Raw genomic sequence first — 19,592 nt, forward strand, 5'->3', positions numbered from 1 at the left:
TGCCGCGCTGAATTGCCGCGCTGAATTGCCGCGTTATGGCGGGCCGAGCGCCAGGCCGCTCCCAAGCCGGCCCGCGCTGGCGATGCTTGCGGCTCGATGCCGCAAGCATCGCCGTCCCCTCGGGGGACCGATCAGATGCGCCCGCGTTCAGCGCGGCGTGGCTGAGCGAGGGATGCTTCAGATCTTGATTTCCCAGCGCAGCTGCCACTGCGTGTAGCTGGGCCCGCCGCTGCGCGCCGTGATGACGGCCTTGTCGGTGGTGATGACGCTGCCGGTGAAGTAATCCAGCGGCGCCAGGTTGGCGGCCGACAGGCGCACGGCCAGCGAGGGGCTGAAGGTCCACAGCGCGAAGGCGTCGGCGACGCGCTTCTTGTCCAGGTTGGTCAGCTGCAGCTCGGTCTGCTGGATCTCGTAGGCCGGCGTGTAGTTGACGTTGGCGCCCAGCGTCAGCGGCAGGCTGCGCAGGCGGTAGTCGAAGCCGAGGTTGGCGGTGCCGCGCGGCTGCTGGTCCAGCGTGTTGTGCGGCCCGGGGATCTGTTCGACGCGTGAGCGGAACAGGCTCAGGTTGGAGCGGATGTTGACGGGCCACGCGTCCGTGAGGAACTGATCCAGGCGGAACTTGGCTTCCAGTTCGACGCCGTAGGTCGTCGCGTCGCCGATGTTGCGCGGCCGCGCCACCCAGCGCGGCACGCTGGCCCAGGACACAGTCTCCAGCTCGGGCTCGACGCGGATCAGGTCCTGGATGCGGCGGTAGAACGCGTTGACGCTGACGATGCCGCCCAGGCTCAGGTAGTTCTCGTAGGCCAGCTCCAGCCCGCGTGCCACCTCGGGCTTCAGGTCGGGGTTGCCCATGCGGTCGGGGTAGTTGATGACGTTGGCGCCGCACAGCGCGTTGTCGGGGCAGGCGTACTGCGAGTTGATGCTGGGCCGCGCGATCAGGTCCGACAGGTTGGGGCTGCGGTAGGAGCGGGTCAGGCTGGCGCGCACCTGGTCGCGGCTGTTCTCGCCGACCTTCCAGACGGCATGCAGCAGCGGCGTCCAGACCGAGGAGCGGTTGCTGACGGGGTTGCCGGCGCTGCTGCTGCCGGTGGTGATGGTCTCGCCGCGCAGGCCGGCGTAGAAGCTCCATTGCTTGCCCACGCTCCACTCGTCCTGCGCGTAGTACGCGAAGCGCTTGGTGGACGCCGAGAGGTTGTCGCCAAAGTCCTGCAGCGCCGGCAGCGGCAGGCCGTTCTGCAGCGTCACGCGCGTCTGGTCCAGGTTCTGCCCCTCGGCCTCCAGGCCGCCCACGAGGCTGTGCTCGCTGGCCATCTGGTGCGACAGCTTGGCCGTCATGCTCCAGGAGCCGTGGCGGCTGTCGGTGGTGTCGTCCTGCGTGCGGAAGAGCGCGCCGCCGCGGCGCTCCTCGCGGTCGCTCGTGCCGTGGGCGGTCATGCTGCCGAAAGCGCCGCGCACCTCCAGTCGCGTGTCGTCGCCCAGCTTGTGCTGCCATTGCCCGTGCAGGCGGCCCATCGTCGAGCGGTTGCGGCTCTCGGTGTCGGCGTGGTCGTAGTTCAGGCAGCGGATCTGGCTGGTCGGGTCGGCGCTGCACAGGCTCTGCGTCTGGTCGAAGGCGTTGCTGCCCGAGCTGCGGTTGACGACGATGAAGGGCTGCAGCGCGAAGCTGTCGCCGTTGGCCTCGCGCCACTGCACGCGGCCGTTGACATTGAGCGATTCGTTGCCCGAGTTGCTGCGGCCGCGGTTGACGATGGTGCTGTCCTGGCCGCTGCCCAGCAGGTGCGTCGTGCTGGTGCTGTTGTAGTCGTCGATGCGCTCGTTGCGCGTCGCGTTCAACGTGATGTTGTAGGCACCCGTCTGGCCGAACTTGTCGTTGCGCGTCCAGCCGAGGTTGGGCCGCAGCTTGCCGCGCTCCTCGGACAGCTGCAGGCGCAGGTCGTTGACGCGCTTTTGCAGCGCCTCGCGCAGCACGATGTTGATGGTGCCGGCGATGGCGCGCGCACCGTACTCGGCGGTGGGCGCGCGAAGCACCTCGATGCGCTCGATCTGGTCGGGCGGCAGCTGGTCCACCGAGAAGCCGGGCGGCATGCGCTCGCCGTTGACGAGGATCTGCGTGTAGCCGCCGCCCATGCCACGCATGCGGATGTCGCCGCCGCGGCCCGGGCGCCCGCCCGTGGTCACGCCCGGCAGGCGCTTGATGACCTCGCCGATGGTCGAATCGCCGTAGCGCTCGATCTCCTCGCGCGTGATGACGATCTTGCTGGCGGTGGATGCGCGGCGCACGGACTCGTCGCTGGCCCGGCCTTCGACCTCGACACGGTCCAGCTGCGCCTTGCCCTGGTCGTCGGCCGGCCTTGTCGCGGGGCGTGTCGCGGGCCGGCGTGGCTGGGCTGGCGCGGAGGCAGCGCCGTCAGGAGGGGTGGGTTGGGTCTGCGCTTCGGCAGCGCCCAGGCTGCAGCAGGCGGCCAGCGCGACAGCCGCGGGAACACGGTGGAGTTGCATGGGGCGCGAGCTTGCCACGCGGCCGATGCGAGCCTGTGGCGCGCCGGTGAAGGAAAGACTTCTTTACCCAGCCTGCGCAAGCGCGTCAGTACGCGACCTGCGCCGACAGGTAGCCGCCGGTCTGGCGCCTGGGCTGCACGGCCGGCGCGATGCGGCCGAGGTCCACCCACGCGGCCGTCAGCGAGAAGTGCTTGCTGGGCGCCCAGGCGACGAACACGTCCTTCCAGTCGTCTTCCTTCAGTGCACCGGCGCCGAGCACGGACTGGTTCAGGTTGTCGGGCTTGGCGCGGAACTCCACGCCCACGGCCAGGTCCTTGGCGAGCAACTTGGCCAGCGACAGCTCGGGCTGCAGCTGGTAGCCGCTGCCCTGCGCGCCGCCGAAGCCCAGCAGCCCGTTCTGGTTGGCCTGGGTGGCGCGCAGCGTCAGGTTGACCAGCACGCCGGGGGCGAGGAACAGCTTGGTGGCGCTGACGTAGACGTCGGTGCCCGAGGCCTTGGCGCCCAGCGGGCCGAAGAGCGTGGGGCCGAGCGCACCGACGTGGGCCTTCTTGTGCTCCAGGCCGATGGCGAGCTGCGGCATCAGCGTATCGCTGTCCAGCACGGCGTCGCCGGCCACGCGCAGCTTCACGCCGAAGATGTCCTGCTTCAGGTGCAGGCCGTCCAGGCCCAGCGGCGCGAGGTTGCTCTGGGTGTCGAAATCCTGCCTGGCCAGCGAGATCTCGACGCGGTCCCTGATGCCGAGCGCGGCGCCATAGGTCCACAGGCCGTAGTTGCCGGTCTTGGCGCGGGTGACGAAGGCGGTGGCGCCCACCTCGCTGGTGGACGCATAGCTGCCGGTGATCGCCCACGGCGTCAGCCCGCCACCGGCTGCGCCGTCGATGCTGGAGACGCCGCCGGTGAGCAGCAGCTTGCCCGCGGCCTGGGCGAGGGCAGGGGCGCTGACGAGGGCGGCGGCCAGCCCGATGGCGGGCGCAAAGGCGGTGCGGCGCATGAAGAAATCTCCGGTTTCCTTGCAGACCCGGGCACTCTACGCACAAACCCTGTTGGCCGGACGCCAAAGAGCCGGCAGCTAGACTGCGCAGCCCGTTTCAGTGAACTCTTCCCGCCCATGAACGCGATTTCCGAAGCCCAGCTGCAACCCCTGCTGCAAGCGGTGGTCGACTCCGGCAGCAGCCGCACGCTGGGCGACGCCAGGGCGCTGAAGTCCGTCAAGGTCGATGGTGGCGATGTGGTCATCGACGTCGAGCTGGGCTACCCCGCGGCCAGCCAGCATGCGGCGCTGCGCACCGCCTTGGTGGCGGCGGCCAGGCAACTGCCGGGTGTCGGCAACATCAGCGTCAGCATCACCACCCGCATCGTGGCCCACGCCGTGCAGCGTGGCGTTCAGCTGCTGCCGGGTGTGAAGAACATCATCGCCGTGGCCTCCGGCAAGGGCGGCGTGGGCAAGAGCACCACCGCCGCCAATCTGGCACTGGCGCTGGCCGCCGAAGGTGCCCGCGTGGGCATGCTGGACGCCGACATCTACGGGCCCAGCCAGCCGCTGATGCTGGGCGCCAGCGGCCGGCCGGAGACGCTGGACGGCCAGACCATGGAGCCGCACATCGCGCACGGCCTGCAGGTCAACTCCATCGGCTTCCTCGTCGACGACGACCAGGCCATGATCTGGCGCGGCCCCATGGCCACCCAGGCGCTGGAGCAACTGCTGCGCCAGACGCGCTGGCAGGAGCTGGACTACCTCATCGTCGACATGCCGCCGGGCACCGGCGACATCCAGCTCACGCTGTCGCAGCGCGTGCCGGTCACGGGCGCCGTCATCGTGACGACGCCGCAGGACATCGCGCTGATCGACGCCAAGAAGGGCCTGAAGATGTTCGAGAAGGTGGGCGTGCCCATCCTCGGCATCGTCGAGAACATGGCCCTGCATGTCTGCGCCAACTGCGGCCATGTGGAGCACATCTTCGGCGCCGAGGGCGGCGCGAAGATGGCTGCGCAGTACGGCACGGAACTGCTCGGCTCGCTGCCGCTGGCGATGAGCATCCGCGCCCAGGCCGACTCGGGCACGCCCACCGTCGCCGCCGAGCCGGACGGCGAAGTGGCCGGCATCTACAAGGCGCTGGCCCGCAAGGTGTCCGCCAAGATCGCCGCGCAGGGCAAGGACTACTCGGCCAAGTTCCCGAGCATTTCGATCTCCAAGACCACATGAGCCCGTGGCTGACCCGGTGCTGACACGGGCGGATATCCGAGCGTCTTGGTCGCCCTGGAATGCACCGTCTGGACAAGGGCGCGCCTTTGTGACGCAATCACCCGGTCGGTTGCCGCGTGCGGACCCGCTTTCTGTTCGCAATGAAGCGGGCGTGCGGCCCGCAGGAGACAAGCCGTGATGGACATGGACCGGAGGCAATTCTTCCGGGTGAGCGGTGCCGGGCTGGCAGCATCCAGCCTCGTGGCCTTGGGGTTCTCGCCGACGGCGGCCCTGGCCGAGGCGCGCAATTTCAAGCTCACCCGCGCAACCGAGACCCGCAACACCTGCCCCTACTGCTCGGTGGGCTGCGGCGTCATCATGTATTCCTTGGGCGACAAGGCAAAGAACGTCACGTCGTCCATCATCCACATCGAAGGCGACCCGGACCACCCGGTCAACCGCGGCACGCTGTGCCCCAAGGGCGCCGGCCTGCTGGACTTCGTGCACAGCCCCAACCGGCTGAAGTTCCCCGAGATCCGCGAGCCCGGCAGCACCGAGTGGAAGCGCGTCAGCTGGGATGACGCGATGACGCGCCTGGTCAAGCTGATGAAGGCGGACCGCGACGCCAACTTCCAGGCGACCAACGCCGACGGCAAGACGGTGAACCGCTGGCTGACCACCGGCATGCTGTGTGCCTCCGCATCCTCCAACGAATCGGGCTACATCACCCACAAGGCGATGCGCTCGATGGGGATGCTGGTCTTCGACAACCAGGCGCGCGTTTGACACGCCCCGACGGTGGCCAGTCTGGCCCCGACGTTTGGGCGCGGTGCGATGACCAACCACTGGGTGGACATCAAGAACGCCGACCTCGTGCTCATCATGGGCGGCAATGCCGCCGAGGCCCACCCGTGCGGCTTCAAGTGGGTCATCGAGGCCAAGCACCACAACAAGGCCAAGCTCATCGTCGTGGACCCGCGCTTCACGCGCTCGGCCGCCATGAGCGACTATTACGCGCCCATCCGGGCGGGGGCTGACATCGCCTTCCTGGGCGGCGTCATCAACTACCTGCTGAGCAACAACAAGATCCAGCACGACTACGTCAAGGCCTACACCAACGCCAGCTTCATCGTCGGTGAGGACTACCAGTTCAACGACGGCATCTTCAGCGGCTATGACGAGGCCAAGCGCCGCTACGACCCCAAGAGCTGGGGCTACGAGCTGGACGACAAGGGCTTTGCCAAGGTCGACCCGACGCTGGAGCACCCGCGCTGCGTGCTGAACGTGATGAAGGCGCATTACTCGCGCTACACGCCCGAGCAGGTCAGCAAGATCACCGGCACACCCAAGGACAAGTTCCTGAAGGTCTGCGAAATGATCGCGGAGACGTCCAGGCCCGACAAGGTCATGACCATCATGTACGCCTTGGGCTGGACGCAGCACAGCCAGGGTTCGCAGATGATCCGCACCGGTGCCATCATGCAGCTGCTGCTGGGCAACATCGGCCTGCCCGGCGGCGGCATGAACGCGCTGCGCGGCCACTCCAACATCCAGGGCCTGACGGACCTGGGTCTGCTGTCCACGTCGCTGACCGGCTACATGAGCCTGGCCCGCGACAGCGAGCAGGACCTGCAGACCTACTACAAGACCCGCGCCCTCAAGCCGCTGCGGCCGGGCCAGATGAGCTTCTGGCAGAACTACCCCAAGTTCTTCGTCAGCCAGCAAAAGGCCTGGTGGGGCAAGGCCGCGACTGCCGAGAACGAGTGGGCCTTCCACTACCTGCCCAAGTACGACAAGGCCTACGACGTGCTGCAGGCCTTCGAGCTGATGGGCCAGGGCAAGCTCAACGGCTACATCTGCCAGGGCTTCAACCCGGTGGGCTCCTTCCCCAACAAGAAGAAGATCATCGGCGGGCTGTCCAAGCTGAAGTTCCTCGTCATCATCGACCCGCTCAACACCGAGACCGCCGAGTTCTGGAAGAACCATGGCGAGCACAACGACGTGAAGAGCGAGGAAATCCAGACGACGGTGTTCCGCTTCCCCAGCACCTGCTTCGCTGAGGAAGACGGCTCGCTCACCAACTCCGGCCGCTGGCTGCAGTGGCACTGGAAGGGCGCCGAGCCTCCCGGCGAGGCGCGTGGCGACCCGGAGATCGTCGCCGAGATCTTCACGCGCATGAAGGCCGCGTACGCGAAGGAAGGCGGGGCCTACGCCGACCCCATCCTGAACCTGACCTGGCCCTACCTGCAGCCCACCAAGCCCTCGTCGGAGGAACTGGCCAAGGAGTACAACGGCAAGGCGCTGGCCGACCTGCCCGACCCCAAGGACCCGACCAAGATGCTGGCCAAGGCCGGCGAGCAGCTCAGCGGCTTCGGCCTGCTGCGCGACGACGGCAGCACGTCGTCCGGCTGCTGGATCTATGCCGGCGCCTGGACGCAGGCGGGCAACCAGATGGCCCGGCGCGACAACAGCGACCCCTACGGCATCGGCCAGACGCTGAACTGGGCCTGGGCCTGGCCGGCCAACCGGCGCGTGCTCTACAACGCGGCGTCGTGCGACCCGACCGGCAAGCCGTGGAACGCCAGGCGCAAGCTGGTGGCCTGGTCCGGTGACAAGTGGTCCGGTTCGGACGTCCCGGACATCCGCCCCGACGCCAACCCGACGGACGAGGATGCCGTGCGGCCCTTCATCATGACCGCCGAGGGCGTGGCGCGCCTGTTCGCGCCCACCGGCATGGTGGACGGCCCGTTGCCCGAGCACTACGAGCCCTTCGAGACGCCGCTGGCCGCCAACCCCATGCACCCGGGCAACGCCAAGGCCAAGTCCAACCCGGCGGCGCGCGTGTTCAAGGGCGACATGGAGGCCTTCGGCACGCCCAAGGATTTCCCGTACGTGGCGACGAGCTACCGGCTGACCGAGCACTTCCACTACTGGACCAAGAACGTGCAGACCTCGGCCGTCATCCAGCCGCAGCAGTTCGTCGAGATCGGCGAGGAGCTGGCCAAGGAGAAAGGGGTGGCCAACGGCGACTGGGTCAAGGTGAGCAGCAACCGCGGCTTCATCAAGGCGGTGGCCGTGGTCACCAAGCGCATCGCCTCGCTGGACGTGGACGGCAAGCGCGTGCACACGGTGGGCCTGCCCAACCACTGGGGCTTCGTCGGCGTGGCCAAACCCGGCTATCTGGTGAACACGCTGACCCCCTTCGTGGGCGACGCGAACACGCAGACGCCGGAGTTCAAGAGCTTCACCGTCAATCTTGAGAAGGCATAAGGAGCGCACATGTCTTCACTCCAATCCCTCGACATCGCCAAGCGCTCCGCGACGACGACGCCCTCCACGCAGGCCCGTACCCACGTCGCCGAAGTCGCCAAGCTCATCGACGTGTCCTCCTGCATCGGCTGCAAGGCCTGCCAGGTGGCCTGCATGCAGTGGAACGACCTGCGCGACGACGTCGGCGACAACATCGGCACCTACGACAACCCGCGCGACCTGACGCCGCAGAGCTGGACGGTCATGCGCTTCTCCGAAGTGGAGGTCGAAAAAGACAAGCTGGAATGGCTGATCCGCAAGGACGGCTGCATGCACTGCGAGGACCCGGGCTGCCTGAAGAGCTGCCCGGCGCCCGGCGCCATCGTGAAGTACACGAACGGCATCGTCGACTTCATCTCCGAGCACTGCATCGGCTGCGGCAATTGCGTGACCGGCTGCCCGTTCGACGTGCCGCGCATCAGCAAGGTCGACAGCAAGGCCTACAAGTGCTCGCTGTGCTCCGACCGCGTCGGTGTGGGCCTGGAGCCGGCCTGCGCCAAGGCCTGCCCGACCGGCGCCATCCGCTTCGGCACCAAGGAAGACATGCTGGACTACGGCGCCGAGCGCATCGTCGACCTGAAGGAGCGCGGCTACGCCAACGCGGGCGTGTACGACCCGCCGGGCGTGGGTGGCACGCACGTCGTCTACGTGCTGCAGCACGCCGACAAGCCCGAGCTCTACCACGGCCTGCCCAAGGACCCGAAGATCAGCCCGCTGGTGTCTCTGTGGAAGGGGGCCGCCAAGCCGCTGGCCGTGGCGGCCATGATCGGCGCGGCGATCGCCGGCTTCTTCCACTACACGCGCGTCGGGCCCATCGAGGACCCGGACGACCCCGAGGCGGACCGCAACCTCGCCCGCAGCCCCGACCCGGATGGCATTGACCGCCATCCGCACGTCTGAAGGAGCGCACCATGGCCACCCGCTTTCTGCAGCGCTACAGCGCCGGTGATCGCACCAACCACTGGTTGATCGTGCTGTTGTTCTTCTGCGCCGGGCTGTCGGGCCTGGCGTTCTTCCACCCCAGCCTGTTCTTCCTGTCCGCGCTGTTCGGCGGCGGCACCTGGGCGCGCATCCTGCATCCCTTCATGGGGCTGCTGATGGCGTTGTGCTTCGTCTTCATGTTCGTGCGGCTGTGGCGTCACAACGTCTGGCAGGACGTGGACACGCAGTGGCTCAAGCACAGCGGCGACATGCTGCGCGGCGACAAGAGCCACATGCCGCCCGTGGGCCGCTACAACGCCGGCCAGAAGGCGGTGTTCTGGCTGATGGTCGTCTGCCTGGTCGTGCTGGTCGTCACCGGGGTCATGTTCTGGCAGCCCTGGTTCGCCAACAGCTTCCCCATCACGCTGCGGCGCATCGCCGTCGTGCTGCATGCGCTGTCGGCCACGGGCCTCATCCTGACCGTCATCGTGCACATCTACGCGGCCATCTGGGTCAAGGGCACGGTGCGCGCAATGACCCGCGGCAGTGTCACCGAGGGCTGGGCGCGTCAGAATCACCCGCTGTGGCATCGCGAGATGACAGGCAAGCAATGATCCTGAACACGGCCGTTGGCCGCATGCCCGCCGGTCTGGCTCTGCGTGCCGCTGGCGGCGTTGCTCCTTCTTGCGGGCATGAGCCCGCGGCGTCGTCGCTCCTTGCCAGCGACCCGCTTCGCCAGCCCTCAGTGCATGGCCAACTGCCGTCTCCAGGATGACCTCCAGCGCCCACCAGAAGATCCTCAGCCCGGAAGAGATCGCCGTCCGGGCCGGCGAGCAGCAGACCTTCCTGCACCTGCCCGAGCCCGGCGTGTTCGCCGAGCGCGCACTGCGCCTGCGTGCGCTGGCCGAGGGGCATGCGATGCGCGACTTCCTGGGCTTCGTCGCCGAACTGGCCGACGCCCAGCACCGCGCGCTGTCGAAAAACGTGGCCGTGCCGCTGCCCACGCCCGAGCAGATCGAGGCCGCCGCCCGCAGCGGCCGGCCGCTGCTGCCGGCGCCGACCTGGCAGCGCGCGCCGGTGTGGCGCGAGTCGCTGCGCGCGCTGCTGCTCGACCTCGCCCGCCACCTGCCCGCAGGCCCGGCCAAGGCCACCGCGCTGCACCTGGCCGAGGCGCCCGACGAGCACCTGGAGACTCAGGCCGGCCGGCTGCTGTCCGGCGTCATGCTGGGGCTGGACCTGGCCGCCGCGCCACTGGTCGCTGCGGCGCTGCAACTCCACTTCGTGCGCCTCGTGCAGCAGACGGCCGCCGCCCACGCGGGCGCCGCGCTGCCGCCTTTCGGCCGCATCGACGACCCCACGCTGTGCCCCTGCTGCGGCTCGCGTCCGGTGGCGTCGGTCGAGCGCCTGGGCGCCGAAGGTGCGCGCTACCTGGCCTGCGGCCTGTGTGCCACGCAGTGGCATTACGTGCGCATCAAGTGCACGCATTGCCAGAGCACCAAGGGCATCTCGCTGCAAAGCCTGGTGGCGTCCGATGACGCCGGCGCGACGACCACCGGCGCGGTCGTGCAGGCCGAGTGCTGCAGCGAGTGCGGCCACTACCTGAAGCTGATGCACCCGGCGCGCGACAACGGCGTCGAGCCGCTGGCCGACGACCTCGCCACGCTGACGCTGGACCTGCTGGTCAGCGGTGAAGGCGACGGCGGCGGCCTGGAGCGCCACGGCGTGAACCTGCTGCTGCTGTTCGGCGAGCCCGAAGAAGCGCCACCACCCGGCCGGGGCCACTGATGGCCGCGCCCGAAGAATCCGTGGTTCACGGTTCCAAGGCCCAAGACCCAGCGGCCCCCAAAGACCTGCCGGCGCTGGACAAGCTCTTGCGCGACTGCGCGCCGCTCGTCGCCGAGCACGGCCACACGCTGGTGGCCCGCGAGGCACGCGTGCTGCTCGACACGCTGCGCACGCGCGCCGTGGCGGGCGGCCTGCCGCGCAGCGACATCGACGCATTGCCGCAGACGCTGGCCGCCCAGGTGCACGACCGCCTGCAGCCCAAGCTGCGCGCGGTGCTCAACCTCACCGGCACCGTCATCCACACCAACCTCGGCCGCTCGCTGCTGGCCGACGCCGCGCTGCAGCAGGTGCTGGCGCTGATGGTCTCGCCCAACAACCTGGAGTTCGACCTGCAGGCCGGCGGGCGTGGCGACCGTGACGACCTCATCGAGAGCCTGCTCTGCGAGCTGACCGGCGCCGAAGCCGCCACCGTCGTCAACAACAACGCGGCGGCCGTGCTGCTGGGCATCGCGGCGCTGGCCGGCGGCAAGGAGGCCATCGTGTCGCGTGGCGAGCTGGTGGAGATCGGCGGCGCCTTCCGCATGCCCGACGTGATGGCCGCGGCCGGTGCCACGCTGGTGGAGGTGGGCACCACCAACCGCACCCACCCGCGCGACTACGAAGGCGCCATCACGCCGCGCACCGGCCTCATCGTCAAGGTGCACACCAGCAACTACCAGGTGCAGGGCTTCACGGCGGCGGTGGACGAAGCCACGCTCGCGCCCATCGCCCACGCGGCGAACCTGCCGCTGATGACGGACCTCGGCAGCGGCGCGCTGGTGGACCTGTCCCAGTGGGGCCTGCCGGCCGAGCCGCTGCCGCAGGCCATGCTCGCGGCCGGTTGCGACGTCGTCACCTTCAGCGGCGACAAGCTGCTGGGCGGCCCGCAGGCCGGCCTCATCGTCGGCAGCAAGGCCGCCGTCGGCCGCATCCGCAAGTTTCCGATGAAGCGCGCGCTGCGCCTGTCCAAGCTGCCCTTCGCCGCGCTGGAGGCCACGCTGCGGCTGTACCTGCGCCCCGAGCGGCTGGTGCAAGACCTGCCGACGCTCAGGCACCTGACGCGCAGCCAGGCGCACATCGCCGAGCTGGCGCAGCGCCTGTTGCCCGCCGTGGCCGCCGCCGTCGCGCCGCGCTACACCGTCGAGACTGTCGCGCTGCAAAGCCAGATCGGCTCCGGCTCGCTGCCCGTGGAGCGACTGCCCTCGGCAGGCCTCGCCATCAGCGCCGCCGACGGTCGCGGCCGCACGCTGGAGGCGCTGGCCGTGGCGCTGCGCGGGCTGCCGCGCCCGGTCATCGGCCGCGTCAACGACAACCGCCTGCTGCTGGACCTGCGCTGCCTGGACGAGCCCGCGCTGCTGACCGGCCAGTTGGCCGCATTGACGGAGGCACTGGCTTGATCGTCGGAACCGCCGGCCACATCGACCACGGCAAGACCACGCTGGTGCGCGCACTGACCGGCGTGGACACCGACCGCCTGCCCGAGGAGAAGGCGCGCGGCATCAGCATCGAGCTGGGCTATGCCTATCTGGATGTTCCAGGCCACGCCGAACGCATTGGCTTCATCGACGTGCCCGGCCACGAGAAGCTGGTGCACACCATGCTGGCCGGCGCCAGCGGCATCGACTTCGCGCTGCTGCTCGTCGCGGCCGACGACGGCGTCATGCCGCAGACGCGCGAACACCTGGCCGTGCTGAGCCTGCTGGGCTTGACGCGCGGTGCCGTCGCGATCACCAAGATCGACCGCGCCGAGCCCGGCCGCGTCGAGGCGCTGCGCGACGAGGTGAGGTCGCTGCTGGCCGGCACGGGCCTGCGCGATGCGCCCCTCGTCGCCGTCTCCGCGCACACGGGCGAGGGCGTGGCCGCCTTGCGCGAGCTGCTGTTCGACGCCGCCCGCCACACGCCGCCGCGCGCGACGCAAGACCTGGCCCCGCGCCTGGCCGTGGATCGCGCCTTCAGCCTCGACGGCGTCGGCACCGTCGTCACCGGCACGCTGCATGCGGGCGAGATCGCCGTGGGGGACGAACTCGTCATCCAGGACCAGCGTGCCCGCGTGCGCAGCCTGCATGCGCAGAACCGCGCCGTCGAGCGCGCGCAGGCCGGCCAGCGCTGCGCCGTCGCACTCGCCGGCCTGGCCAAGGAACAGGCGCCGCGCGGCCAGTGGCTCACGGCGCCTGCGGTGGCGCTGGCCACCGACCGCTTCGACGCCCGCCTGACGCTGTGGCCCGGCGAGGCCCGGCCGCTGCGCTCCGGCACGCGCGTGCACCTGCACCTGGGCGCGCAGTCGGTGACGGCCAGCATCGCCGTGCTGGATGGGGATGCCATCGACCCTGGCGCGTCGGCCCGTGTGCAGCTGGTCTGCCACGCACCCGTGGGCGCCTGGCGCGGCGACCGGCTGGTGCTGCGCGATGCCGGCGCCGCGCGCACCCTCGCCGGCGGTGTCGTGCTGGACCCGTTCGCGCCGACGCGCTACCGCCGCACGCCCGAGCGCCTCGCCGAGCTGGCGGCCTGCGAGCTGCCCACCGTGCCCGAGCGCCGCGAGCGGCTGCTGGCGCTGTCGGCGCTGGGCCTGGACCTGGCGCGTTTTGCGCAGGCCGAGGGCCTGGCCGAGCCGCTGGCCGGCTGGGCGCTGGGTGACGAGGCCCGCGCCGCGCTGACCGCCAAACTGCTCGCCGCGCTCGCCGGCTTCCACGCCGCCTCGCCCGACGAGCTGGGCCCTGACGCGGCGCGGCTGCGCCGCCTGGTGGCGCCGCGCATCGCCGAGCCGCTGTGGCGCCAGCTGCTGGCCGAGCTGCGCGCGGCCGGCCGCGTGGCGCTGCGCGGCGCCTTCGTGCACCTGCCCGAGCACGGCGTGCAGCTCTCGGCCGCCGAGCAGCGCATCGCGCAGAAGGCCGCGCCTCGCCTGGCCGCCGCCGGTGCCGAAGGCGCGTGGGCGCGCGACCTCGCCAAGGACTGTGCCGAGCCCGAGCCGCTGATGCGCGCCACGCTGGCGCGCCTGGCACAGCAGGGCGAGCTGCACCAGGTGGTGAAAGACCTCTACTGCGACACCGCGACGATGGCCAGACTCGCGGCCATCGCGCGGGCGCTGGGTGCGGAGCACGGTAACGTCACGGCCGCCGCGTTTCGCGACGCGACGGGCCTGGGCCGCAAGCGTGCCATCCAGCATCTGGAACACTTCGACCGCGTCGGGCTGCTGCGCCGCGTGGGCGACGAACACCGCCTGCGTACGGACAGCGCGCTGTTTTCGCAGGCGACGAACTGATCATGGAAAGAGAACGACACCGGTGTGTCGGCCGGGCTTCAAACCCGGTGGGTGGCGCCACGCGCCGCTGGGTGGGTTCGACTCCCTCCTCTTTCCGCCGTTGGGCATTCATTCGGCTGCTGCGCGGCCCGATCTTGCGCCTGCGATGCTCGCCGTACCTGAGTACGGCTGCGCTTCTCGACGCAACCTCGGGCCGCTCGCGACGCCGACTGAACGCCCAACACGGCGTTGGGACTGTTCTGGGAACCCACGCGGATGACTGAGATGGCCATGCCCCCGGGCTTGTGGCTCTGGGCCGAGGACCAGACCTGGGCCCAGCTGCTGCCCGATGGCCATGTGCGCGTGGGCATCACGGCGCTGGGCTTGCGGGCGTCGGGCGAGGTCTACATGTGCCGGCCCAAGTCGGCGGGCAGCGTCGTCGAGCAGGGGCGCTCCATCGGCGTCGTGGAGCTGGCCAAGTCCATCGTGGCGGTGAAGTCGCCGTTGTCCGGCACGGTCGTGCGCGTCAATGGCGCGCTGGAGGACCGGCCGGAGCGGGTGCATCAATCGCCCTACGGCGACGGCTGGTTGGTGGAGCTGGCGCCGTCGGCGCTGGACGACGAGAAGGCCCGGCTCGCCATTGGCGAGCACGCCGTCCGCGAAGCCCTGCAGCACTGGGCCTGGCTCAACAAGATCGACACGCCATGAAGACCGGCCTGGCCATCCTGCTGTGGGCCGCGGACCCCGATGCGCCCGGGCGGCTGGCCACGCCGTTCGCGCACGCCTCGGCCGCCGGGGCGATGGAGATGCCGGTGGAGGTGTACTTCTCGGCGCGCGCCGTGCTGCTGCTCAAGCCGGGCGTGGCCGAGGGGCTGCGCGCGTCGGCGTACTTCGACAAGACGATTGCGGCCTGGATGCAGGATGCCCTGGGCCATGGTGCGCGCTTCTTCGCCTGCTCGGACGCGCTGGCCGCGCAAGGGCTGACGATGGCCGAGCTGATGCCCGCCGCGCGGCACCACGGCGGTGCCGTGCAGTTCGTGGCCCGCGCCGCCGACCCGGCCTGGGCCACGCTGGTGTTCTGACGCCGCGCGCTTGCCGCACACTGCGCGCATGACGACGCAACACACCGCACTGCGGGCCCTGCTGGGCCGCTATTCGGTCGGCCCCAAGCACCTGGTCGAGCCGGGCCCGAACGACGACCAACTGGCCTGCATGACCCAGGCCGCGCTGCGCGCCCCTGACCACGCCGAGTTGGTGCCCTATCGCTTCAAGCTGGTGCGCGGTGCCGCAAGGGAGGGCATGGCCGCCCTGTTTGCCGACGCGGCACGGGCGGCCGGCAAGGGCGAGGCCGGCGCGGCGCTGGACGCCGAGCGCGCACTGCGCCCGCCCATGACGGTGGCCGTCGTCGCGCGCATCGACCTGGGGCACCCGCAGGTGCCGGCGCACGAGCAGTGGGCGGCGGTGGGCGGCGCCATCGCCAACTTCCTGGCGGCGGCCCACCTGCTGGGCTTTGGCGGCAAGATGCTCAGCGGCGCGAAGGTGCGCAACCCGGCCATCGCGGCGGCGTTCTGCGAGGCGGGCGAGACGCTGCTGGGCTGGATCGCGCTGGGCACGCCGGCTCGCCAACCCGCCGGCCCGGCCCGCAAACCCGCACCTGCCGAGGTGTTGCAGGATTGGCATCCGCCTTGCAAGCCTTGACACCATGCAACTCAAGCCCCCAGTCCGGCCCGCGCCTCGCGGCCGCCCGGGCTGACCCAAAAGAATCGAGCCCAGCGCGATGGAACTGACGCCCAGAGAGAAGGACAAGCTGCTGCTCTTCACCGCCGCGCTGCTGGCCGAGCGCCGCCGTGCGCGAGGCCTGAAGCTCAACTACCCCGAGGCCGTGGCCTTCATCAGCGCGGCCATCCTCGAAGGCGCACGTGACGGCAAGACGGTCGCGCAGCTGATGAGCGAAGGCCGCGAGATCCTGACCCGTGCGGACGTCATGGACGGCATCGCCGAGATGATCCCGGAGATCCAGGTCGAGGCCACCTTCCCCGACGGCACCAAGCTCGTCACCGTCCACCAACCCATTGCCTGAGACCGCCATGCGCAAGCTGCTTCTGCTGATGCCCCTGATCGGGGCTTTCTGTGTGTCGGCCCTGGCGCACGAGGGCCACGGCGCGCCGGCCGCCCACCTGCATGGCTGGGACGGCGCCGGCGCGATGGCGCTGGTGGCCGCGGCCGGCGTGGCCGTCTGGTGGCTGGTCAAAGGGCGCAAGTGATGATCCCCGGCGAGCTGATCACCGCCGACGGCGAGCATGAACTGAACCCCGGCCGGCGCACGCTGACGTTGAAGGTCTCCAACACCGGCGAGCGGCCCATCCAGGTCGGCTCGCACTACCACTTCGCCGAGACCAACGCGGCCCTGGGCTTCGACCGCGAGGCCGCGCGCGGCATGCGGCTGAACATCTGCAGCGGCACGGCGGTGCGCTTCGAGCCCGGGCAGTCGCGTACTGTCGAGCTGGTGGACCTGGGCGGCGATCGGCAGGTCTGGGGCTTCCGCGGCCTCGTGCAAGGCAAGCTATGAAGATCAGTCGACGCGCCTACGCCGAGATGCTCGGCCCCACCGTCGGCGACAAGCTGCGCCTGGCCGACACCGCCCTCGTCATCGAGATCGAGCAGGACTACACCCTGGCCGCCGGCGGCTACGGCGAGGAGGTCAAGTTCGGCGGCGGCAAGACCGTGCGCGATGGCATGGGCCAGTCCCAGCGCGTCAACGGCCCCGGCCCCGGTGACGCGGTGGACACCGTCATCACCAACGCGGTGATCCTGGACCACTGGGGCATCGTCAAGGCCGACATCGGCCTGCGCGGCTGCCGCATCGCGGCAATAGGCAAGGCCGGCAACCCCGACGTGCAGCCCGGCGTGGACATCGTCATCGGCCCCGGCACCGAGGTCATCGCGGGCGAGGGCTTCATCGTCACGCCCGGCGCCATCGACACCCACATCCACTTCATCTGCCCGCAGCAGATCGAAGAGGCCTTGATGAGCGGCGTCACCACCATGATCGGCGGCGGCACCGGCCCCGCCACCGGCACGCTGGCCACCACCTGCACGCCCGGGCCTCACCACATCGCGACGATGCTGAAGGCGGCCGAAGCCTTCCCGATGAACCTGGGCTTCATGGGCAAGGGCAACGCCAGCCGGCCCGAGGCGCTGATGCAGCAGATCGACGCCGGCGCCATCGGCCTGAAGCTGCACGAGGACTGGGGCACCACGCCCGCGGCCATCGACAACTGCCTGAACGTGGCCGAGCTGACCGACACCCAGGTCGCCATCCACACCGACACGCTCAACGAGAGCGGCTTCGTCGAAGACACGATTGCCGCCTTCAAGGGCCGCACCATCCACAGCTTCCACACCGAAGGCGCGGGCGGCGGCCATGCGCCGGACATCATGCGCGTGGTGGGCGAAGCCAATGTGCTGCCCAGCTCCACCAACCCGACGCGCCCGTTCACCGTCAACACGCTGGACGAGCACCTGGACATGCTGATGGTCTGTCATCACCTGGACGCGGGCATCGCCGAAGACCTGGCCTTTGCCGAAAGCCGCATCCGCCGCGAGACCATCGCCGCCGAAGACATCCTGCACGACCTCGGCGCCATCAGCATGTTCTCGTCCGACTCGCAGGCCATGGGCCGCGTGGGCGAGGTCTCCCTGCGCTGCTGGCAGACGGCGCACAAGATGAAGGTGCAGCGTGGCGCCCTGCCGGGCGACGGCGCCGGCAACGACAACGCCCGCGTGAAGCGCTATCTCGCCAAGCTCGCCATCAACCCCGCGCTGGCGCATGGCATCAGCCACGAGGTGGGGTCAATCGAGGTGGGCAAGTGGGCGGACCTGGTGCTGTGGAAGCCCGCCTTCTTCGGCGTGAAGCCGTCGCTGATCCTGAAAGGCGGCTTCATCGCCGCCGCCGCGATGGGCGACGCGAATGCGTCCATCCCGACGCCGCAGCCGGTGCACTACCGGCCGATGTTTGGGTCGTTTGGCGGTGCCTTGTCGCAGGGCTCGCTGACGTTTGTGAGCCAGGCGGGCCAGGCCAACGTCGAGAAGCTGGGCCTGGCCAAGACCCTGGTGCCGGTGCACGGTTGCCGCTCGGTCAAGAAGGCCGACATGCGGCTCAACAACTACCTGCCGGTCATGGAGATCGATGCGCAGACCTACGAGGTGCGAGCGGATGGCGTGCTGCTGACCTGCGAGCCGGCCAAGGAGTTGCCGATGGCGCAGAGGTATTTCTTGTTTTGAGCGTCGGGCGCGCCGGACAGTATTTCGGTAGGTTGGGGTGAGCATCGCGAACCCCAACGTTCGCGTCGTCGGGGCTTGTTGGGGTTCTCTGCGTTCACCCCCAACCTACGGGCTATTGACAGTACGTTCCCCGCATCCATAGCGCCCCCTCATTCGCGCCGTTCGAGCGCATGTTGCCATGGCGTCTTTGGGTTCGCTTCTTGGTGGGCCAGAATCGGCTCACAACGGGAGGAGACCATGGGCGGGATGCAACGTGTAATTCTTGTGCTTGGTGCGGCTGCGATTGCAAGCGAGCTGGCATCGTGTAGCAAGACGGAGAATGGCGCGCCTCAGGCCGCTGTTGCCAGCGACCCTGTCGCTGCACTCAAGGCGGTCATGGCGAAGGCCAAGGCATCCGTTGACGCCGAGCCTGATTGGACCGTGCCCCCGGGCGGCTTCCAAACCAAGTGGTCTCGCTCGAAGGCTACGCTGGCTGAAACCTATGCGATGGATGTGCAGAAGACGCAGTCGCTGGTCTCCCCTTACGTCGGCTCTGTGGAATTCTCATGTAACGAGCGCTTGAACGAGGCTGAGTCGGAAGGCGACGCGAAGTCGCAGCCTCTGACAATCGAGAACAGCTACGCCTGCCGCGCGGCGCTCGCGCATCAAGACGGCAAGTGGGTGTTCAAGGAAATGAAGTGCGCGGGCGGAACTCCCGCTGCCGACTGGATATTCATCCCGTCAGGTGATGGCGGTGCGCATGGGCGATGCCGCAGGGCTATCGAGTCTGCGACCCAACTCGTTAGGTTGGGATAAGCCCGTAGGTTGGGGTAAGCCTGCGCACCCCAACATCTGGGTCGCTGGGATTCGCCGCGCTCACCGCACCTCTCTAGCTTCGCGACGGGTGTGCCTGTTCGGGCCGCGTCAGGCTAGCTTCCGTACGGCGTCCAGCGTCTTGGCCTTCATCGCTTTGGTCAGCTTGTGGAAGACCAGCAGGAACTCGGCCGTCGTGTCATCGGCCTCGTAGAAATAAGAGGCCGGCACACCCAGCACGGCGCCAACGCGCTCCATCAGTTCCAACGACGGCGCCCGGGCGCCCGTTTCGTAGCGGTTCATCCGGGTGCTGGCCGACTCCGCCTCCAACCCTGCGTCGAGCCCCAACTTTTCCTGCGAGAGGCCTGCGCGCAGCCTGGCCTCCTTCAATCGCTTCCCGATCACTGACATGCGCGCCCGTGCAGCAAAAGCGCGAATCCTGTCTGTGCCGCTTGCGCAAAATACTACCGTCTTGGTAGTATGTTGCCAAAACGGTAGTCGCAGTTCGACTCGCTTAGGTCGGAGGTTGCGATCAATCTGGCC

The 19,592-nt window shown here is 69.3% G+C and carries 18 protein-coding genes and 1 tRNA gene; 16 read left to right on the forward strand and 3 right to left on the reverse strand.

All coding sequences use genetic code 11. From position 1 onward, the window contains the following. Positions 1-177: 177 nt before the first annotated feature. Together ACO07H_RS09610 and ACO07H_RS09615 are read right to left on the reverse strand one after the other, a co-directional pair. On the reverse strand, positions 178-2,499 hold the full coding sequence (locus ACO07H_RS09610; protein WP_422013477.1) for a TonB-dependent receptor plug domain-containing protein: 2,322 nt from the start codon (positions 2,497-2,499) through the stop codon (positions 178-180). 85 nt (positions 2,500-2,584) lie between these two features. Then, entirely contained in the window at positions 2,585-3,490 is a 906-nt protein-coding gene (locus tag ACO07H_RS09615; protein WP_422013479.1) for a DUF3034 family protein, read from the reverse strand. A gap of 117 nt (positions 3,491-3,607) precedes the next feature. On the opposite strand from ACO07H_RS09615, the gene apbC reads away from it, so the two are divergent. The 16 genes from apbC (at position 3,608) to ACO07H_RS09695 (ending at position 19,052) form a co-directional block, all read left to right on the forward strand. Further along, entirely contained in the window at positions 3,608-4,702 is a 1,095-nt protein-coding gene (gene apbC, locus ACO07H_RS09620) for an iron-sulfur cluster carrier protein ApbC (RefSeq protein ID WP_422013481.1), read from the forward strand. Positions 4,703-4,879: 177 nt separating this feature from the next. After that, a complete protein-coding gene (gene fdnG, locus ACO07H_RS09625) occupies positions 4,880-7,951 on the forward strand; it encodes a formate dehydrogenase-N subunit alpha (protein ID WP_422013483.1) in 3,072 nt (1,023 codons plus the stop codon). 9 nt (positions 7,952-7,960) lie between these two features. After that, complete coding sequence (fdxH, locus tag ACO07H_RS09630; RefSeq protein ID WP_422013485.1) at positions 7,961-8,890, forward strand: formate dehydrogenase subunit beta; 930 nt, start codon at positions 7,961-7,963, stop codon at positions 8,888-8,890. 11 nt (positions 8,891-8,901) lie between these two features. Further along, positions 8,902-9,525 carry a formate dehydrogenase subunit gamma gene (locus ACO07H_RS09635; protein WP_422013487.1) on the forward strand — a complete coding sequence of 208 codons (624 nt, stop codon included), beginning with the start codon at positions 8,902-8,904 and terminating at the stop codon, positions 9,523-9,525. Positions 9,526-9,682: 157 nt separating this feature from the next. Continuing rightward, positions 9,683-10,696 carry a formate dehydrogenase accessory protein FdhE gene (gene fdhE, locus ACO07H_RS09640; RefSeq protein ID WP_422013489.1) on the forward strand — a complete coding sequence of 338 codons (1,014 nt, stop codon included), beginning with the start codon at positions 9,683-9,685 and terminating at the stop codon, positions 10,694-10,696. Beyond that, on the forward strand, positions 10,696-12,132 hold the full coding sequence (gene selA, locus ACO07H_RS09645) for an L-seryl-tRNA(Sec) selenium transferase (protein ID WP_422013491.1): 1,437 nt from the start codon (positions 10,696-10,698) through the stop codon (positions 12,130-12,132). The genes fdhE and selA overlap by 1 nt, the downstream gene beginning before the upstream one ends. Beyond that, positions 12,129-13,994 carry a selenocysteine-specific translation elongation factor gene (gene selB / locus ACO07H_RS09650; protein ID WP_422013493.1) on the forward strand — a complete coding sequence of 622 codons (1,866 nt, stop codon included), beginning with the start codon at positions 12,129-12,131 and terminating at the stop codon, positions 13,992-13,994. Before selA ends, selB begins: the two co-directional genes overlap by 4 nt. A gap of 4 nt (positions 13,995-13,998) precedes the next feature. Next, a tRNA-Sec gene (locus ACO07H_RS09655) sits at positions 13,999-14,091 on the forward strand. A gap of 173 nt (positions 14,092-14,264) precedes the next feature. After that, on the forward strand, positions 14,265-14,681 hold the full coding sequence (locus tag ACO07H_RS09660; protein WP_422013495.1) for a glycine cleavage system protein H: 417 nt from the start codon (positions 14,265-14,267) through the stop codon (positions 14,679-14,681). Continuing rightward, entirely contained in the window at positions 14,678-15,055 is a 378-nt protein-coding gene (locus ACO07H_RS09665) for a DsrE family protein (protein WP_422013497.1), read from the forward strand. Before ACO07H_RS09660 ends, ACO07H_RS09665 begins: the two co-directional genes overlap by 4 nt. Before the next feature lie 28 nt (positions 15,056-15,083). Further along, positions 15,084-15,671: a nitroreductase family protein gene (locus ACO07H_RS09670; RefSeq protein ID WP_422013499.1), complete on the forward strand. Its 588-nt coding sequence runs from the start codon at positions 15,084-15,086 to the stop codon at positions 15,669-15,671. A 79-nt stretch (positions 15,672-15,750) separates the two neighbouring features. Next, on the forward strand, positions 15,751-16,053 hold the full coding sequence (locus ACO07H_RS09675; RefSeq protein ID WP_056195107.1) for an urease subunit gamma: 303 nt from the start codon (positions 15,751-15,753) through the stop codon (positions 16,051-16,053). 7 nt (positions 16,054-16,060) lie between these two features. Beyond that, on the forward strand, positions 16,061-16,237 hold the full coding sequence (locus ACO07H_RS09680; protein ID WP_422013502.1) for a hypothetical protein: 177 nt from the start codon (positions 16,061-16,063) through the stop codon (positions 16,235-16,237). Further along, positions 16,237-16,542, forward strand: coding sequence for an urease subunit beta (locus ACO07H_RS09685; RefSeq protein WP_422018623.1), 306 nt, complete (start codon positions 16,237-16,239; stop codon positions 16,540-16,542). Before ACO07H_RS09680 ends, ACO07H_RS09685 begins: the two co-directional genes overlap by 1 nt. Beyond that, positions 16,539-18,257, forward strand: coding sequence for an urease subunit alpha (ureC, locus tag ACO07H_RS09690; RefSeq protein WP_422013504.1), 1,719 nt, complete (start codon positions 16,539-16,541; stop codon positions 18,255-18,257). The genes ACO07H_RS09685 and ureC overlap by 4 nt, the downstream gene beginning before the upstream one ends. A 237-nt stretch (positions 18,258-18,494) precedes the next feature. Beyond that, on the forward strand, positions 18,495-19,052 hold the full coding sequence (locus ACO07H_RS09695; RefSeq protein WP_422013506.1) for a hypothetical protein: 558 nt from the start codon (positions 18,495-18,497) through the stop codon (positions 19,050-19,052). A gap of 108 nt (positions 19,053-19,160) precedes the next feature. Here the strand turns inward: ACO07H_RS09695 and ACO07H_RS09700 are convergent, their stop codons facing one another. Next, the gene (locus ACO07H_RS09700) at positions 19,161-19,460 is read right to left on the reverse strand and encodes a helix-turn-helix domain-containing protein (protein WP_422013508.1); all 300 of its coding nucleotides are present in this window, start codon (positions 19,458-19,460) and stop codon (positions 19,161-19,163) included. Positions 19,461-19,592: the final 132 nt, after the last annotated feature.

This window comes from Roseateles sp., from assembly GCF_965229315.1.
In the GTDB taxonomy this organism is placed as follows: Bacteria; Pseudomonadota; Gammaproteobacteria; order Burkholderiales; family Burkholderiaceae_C; genus Pelomonas.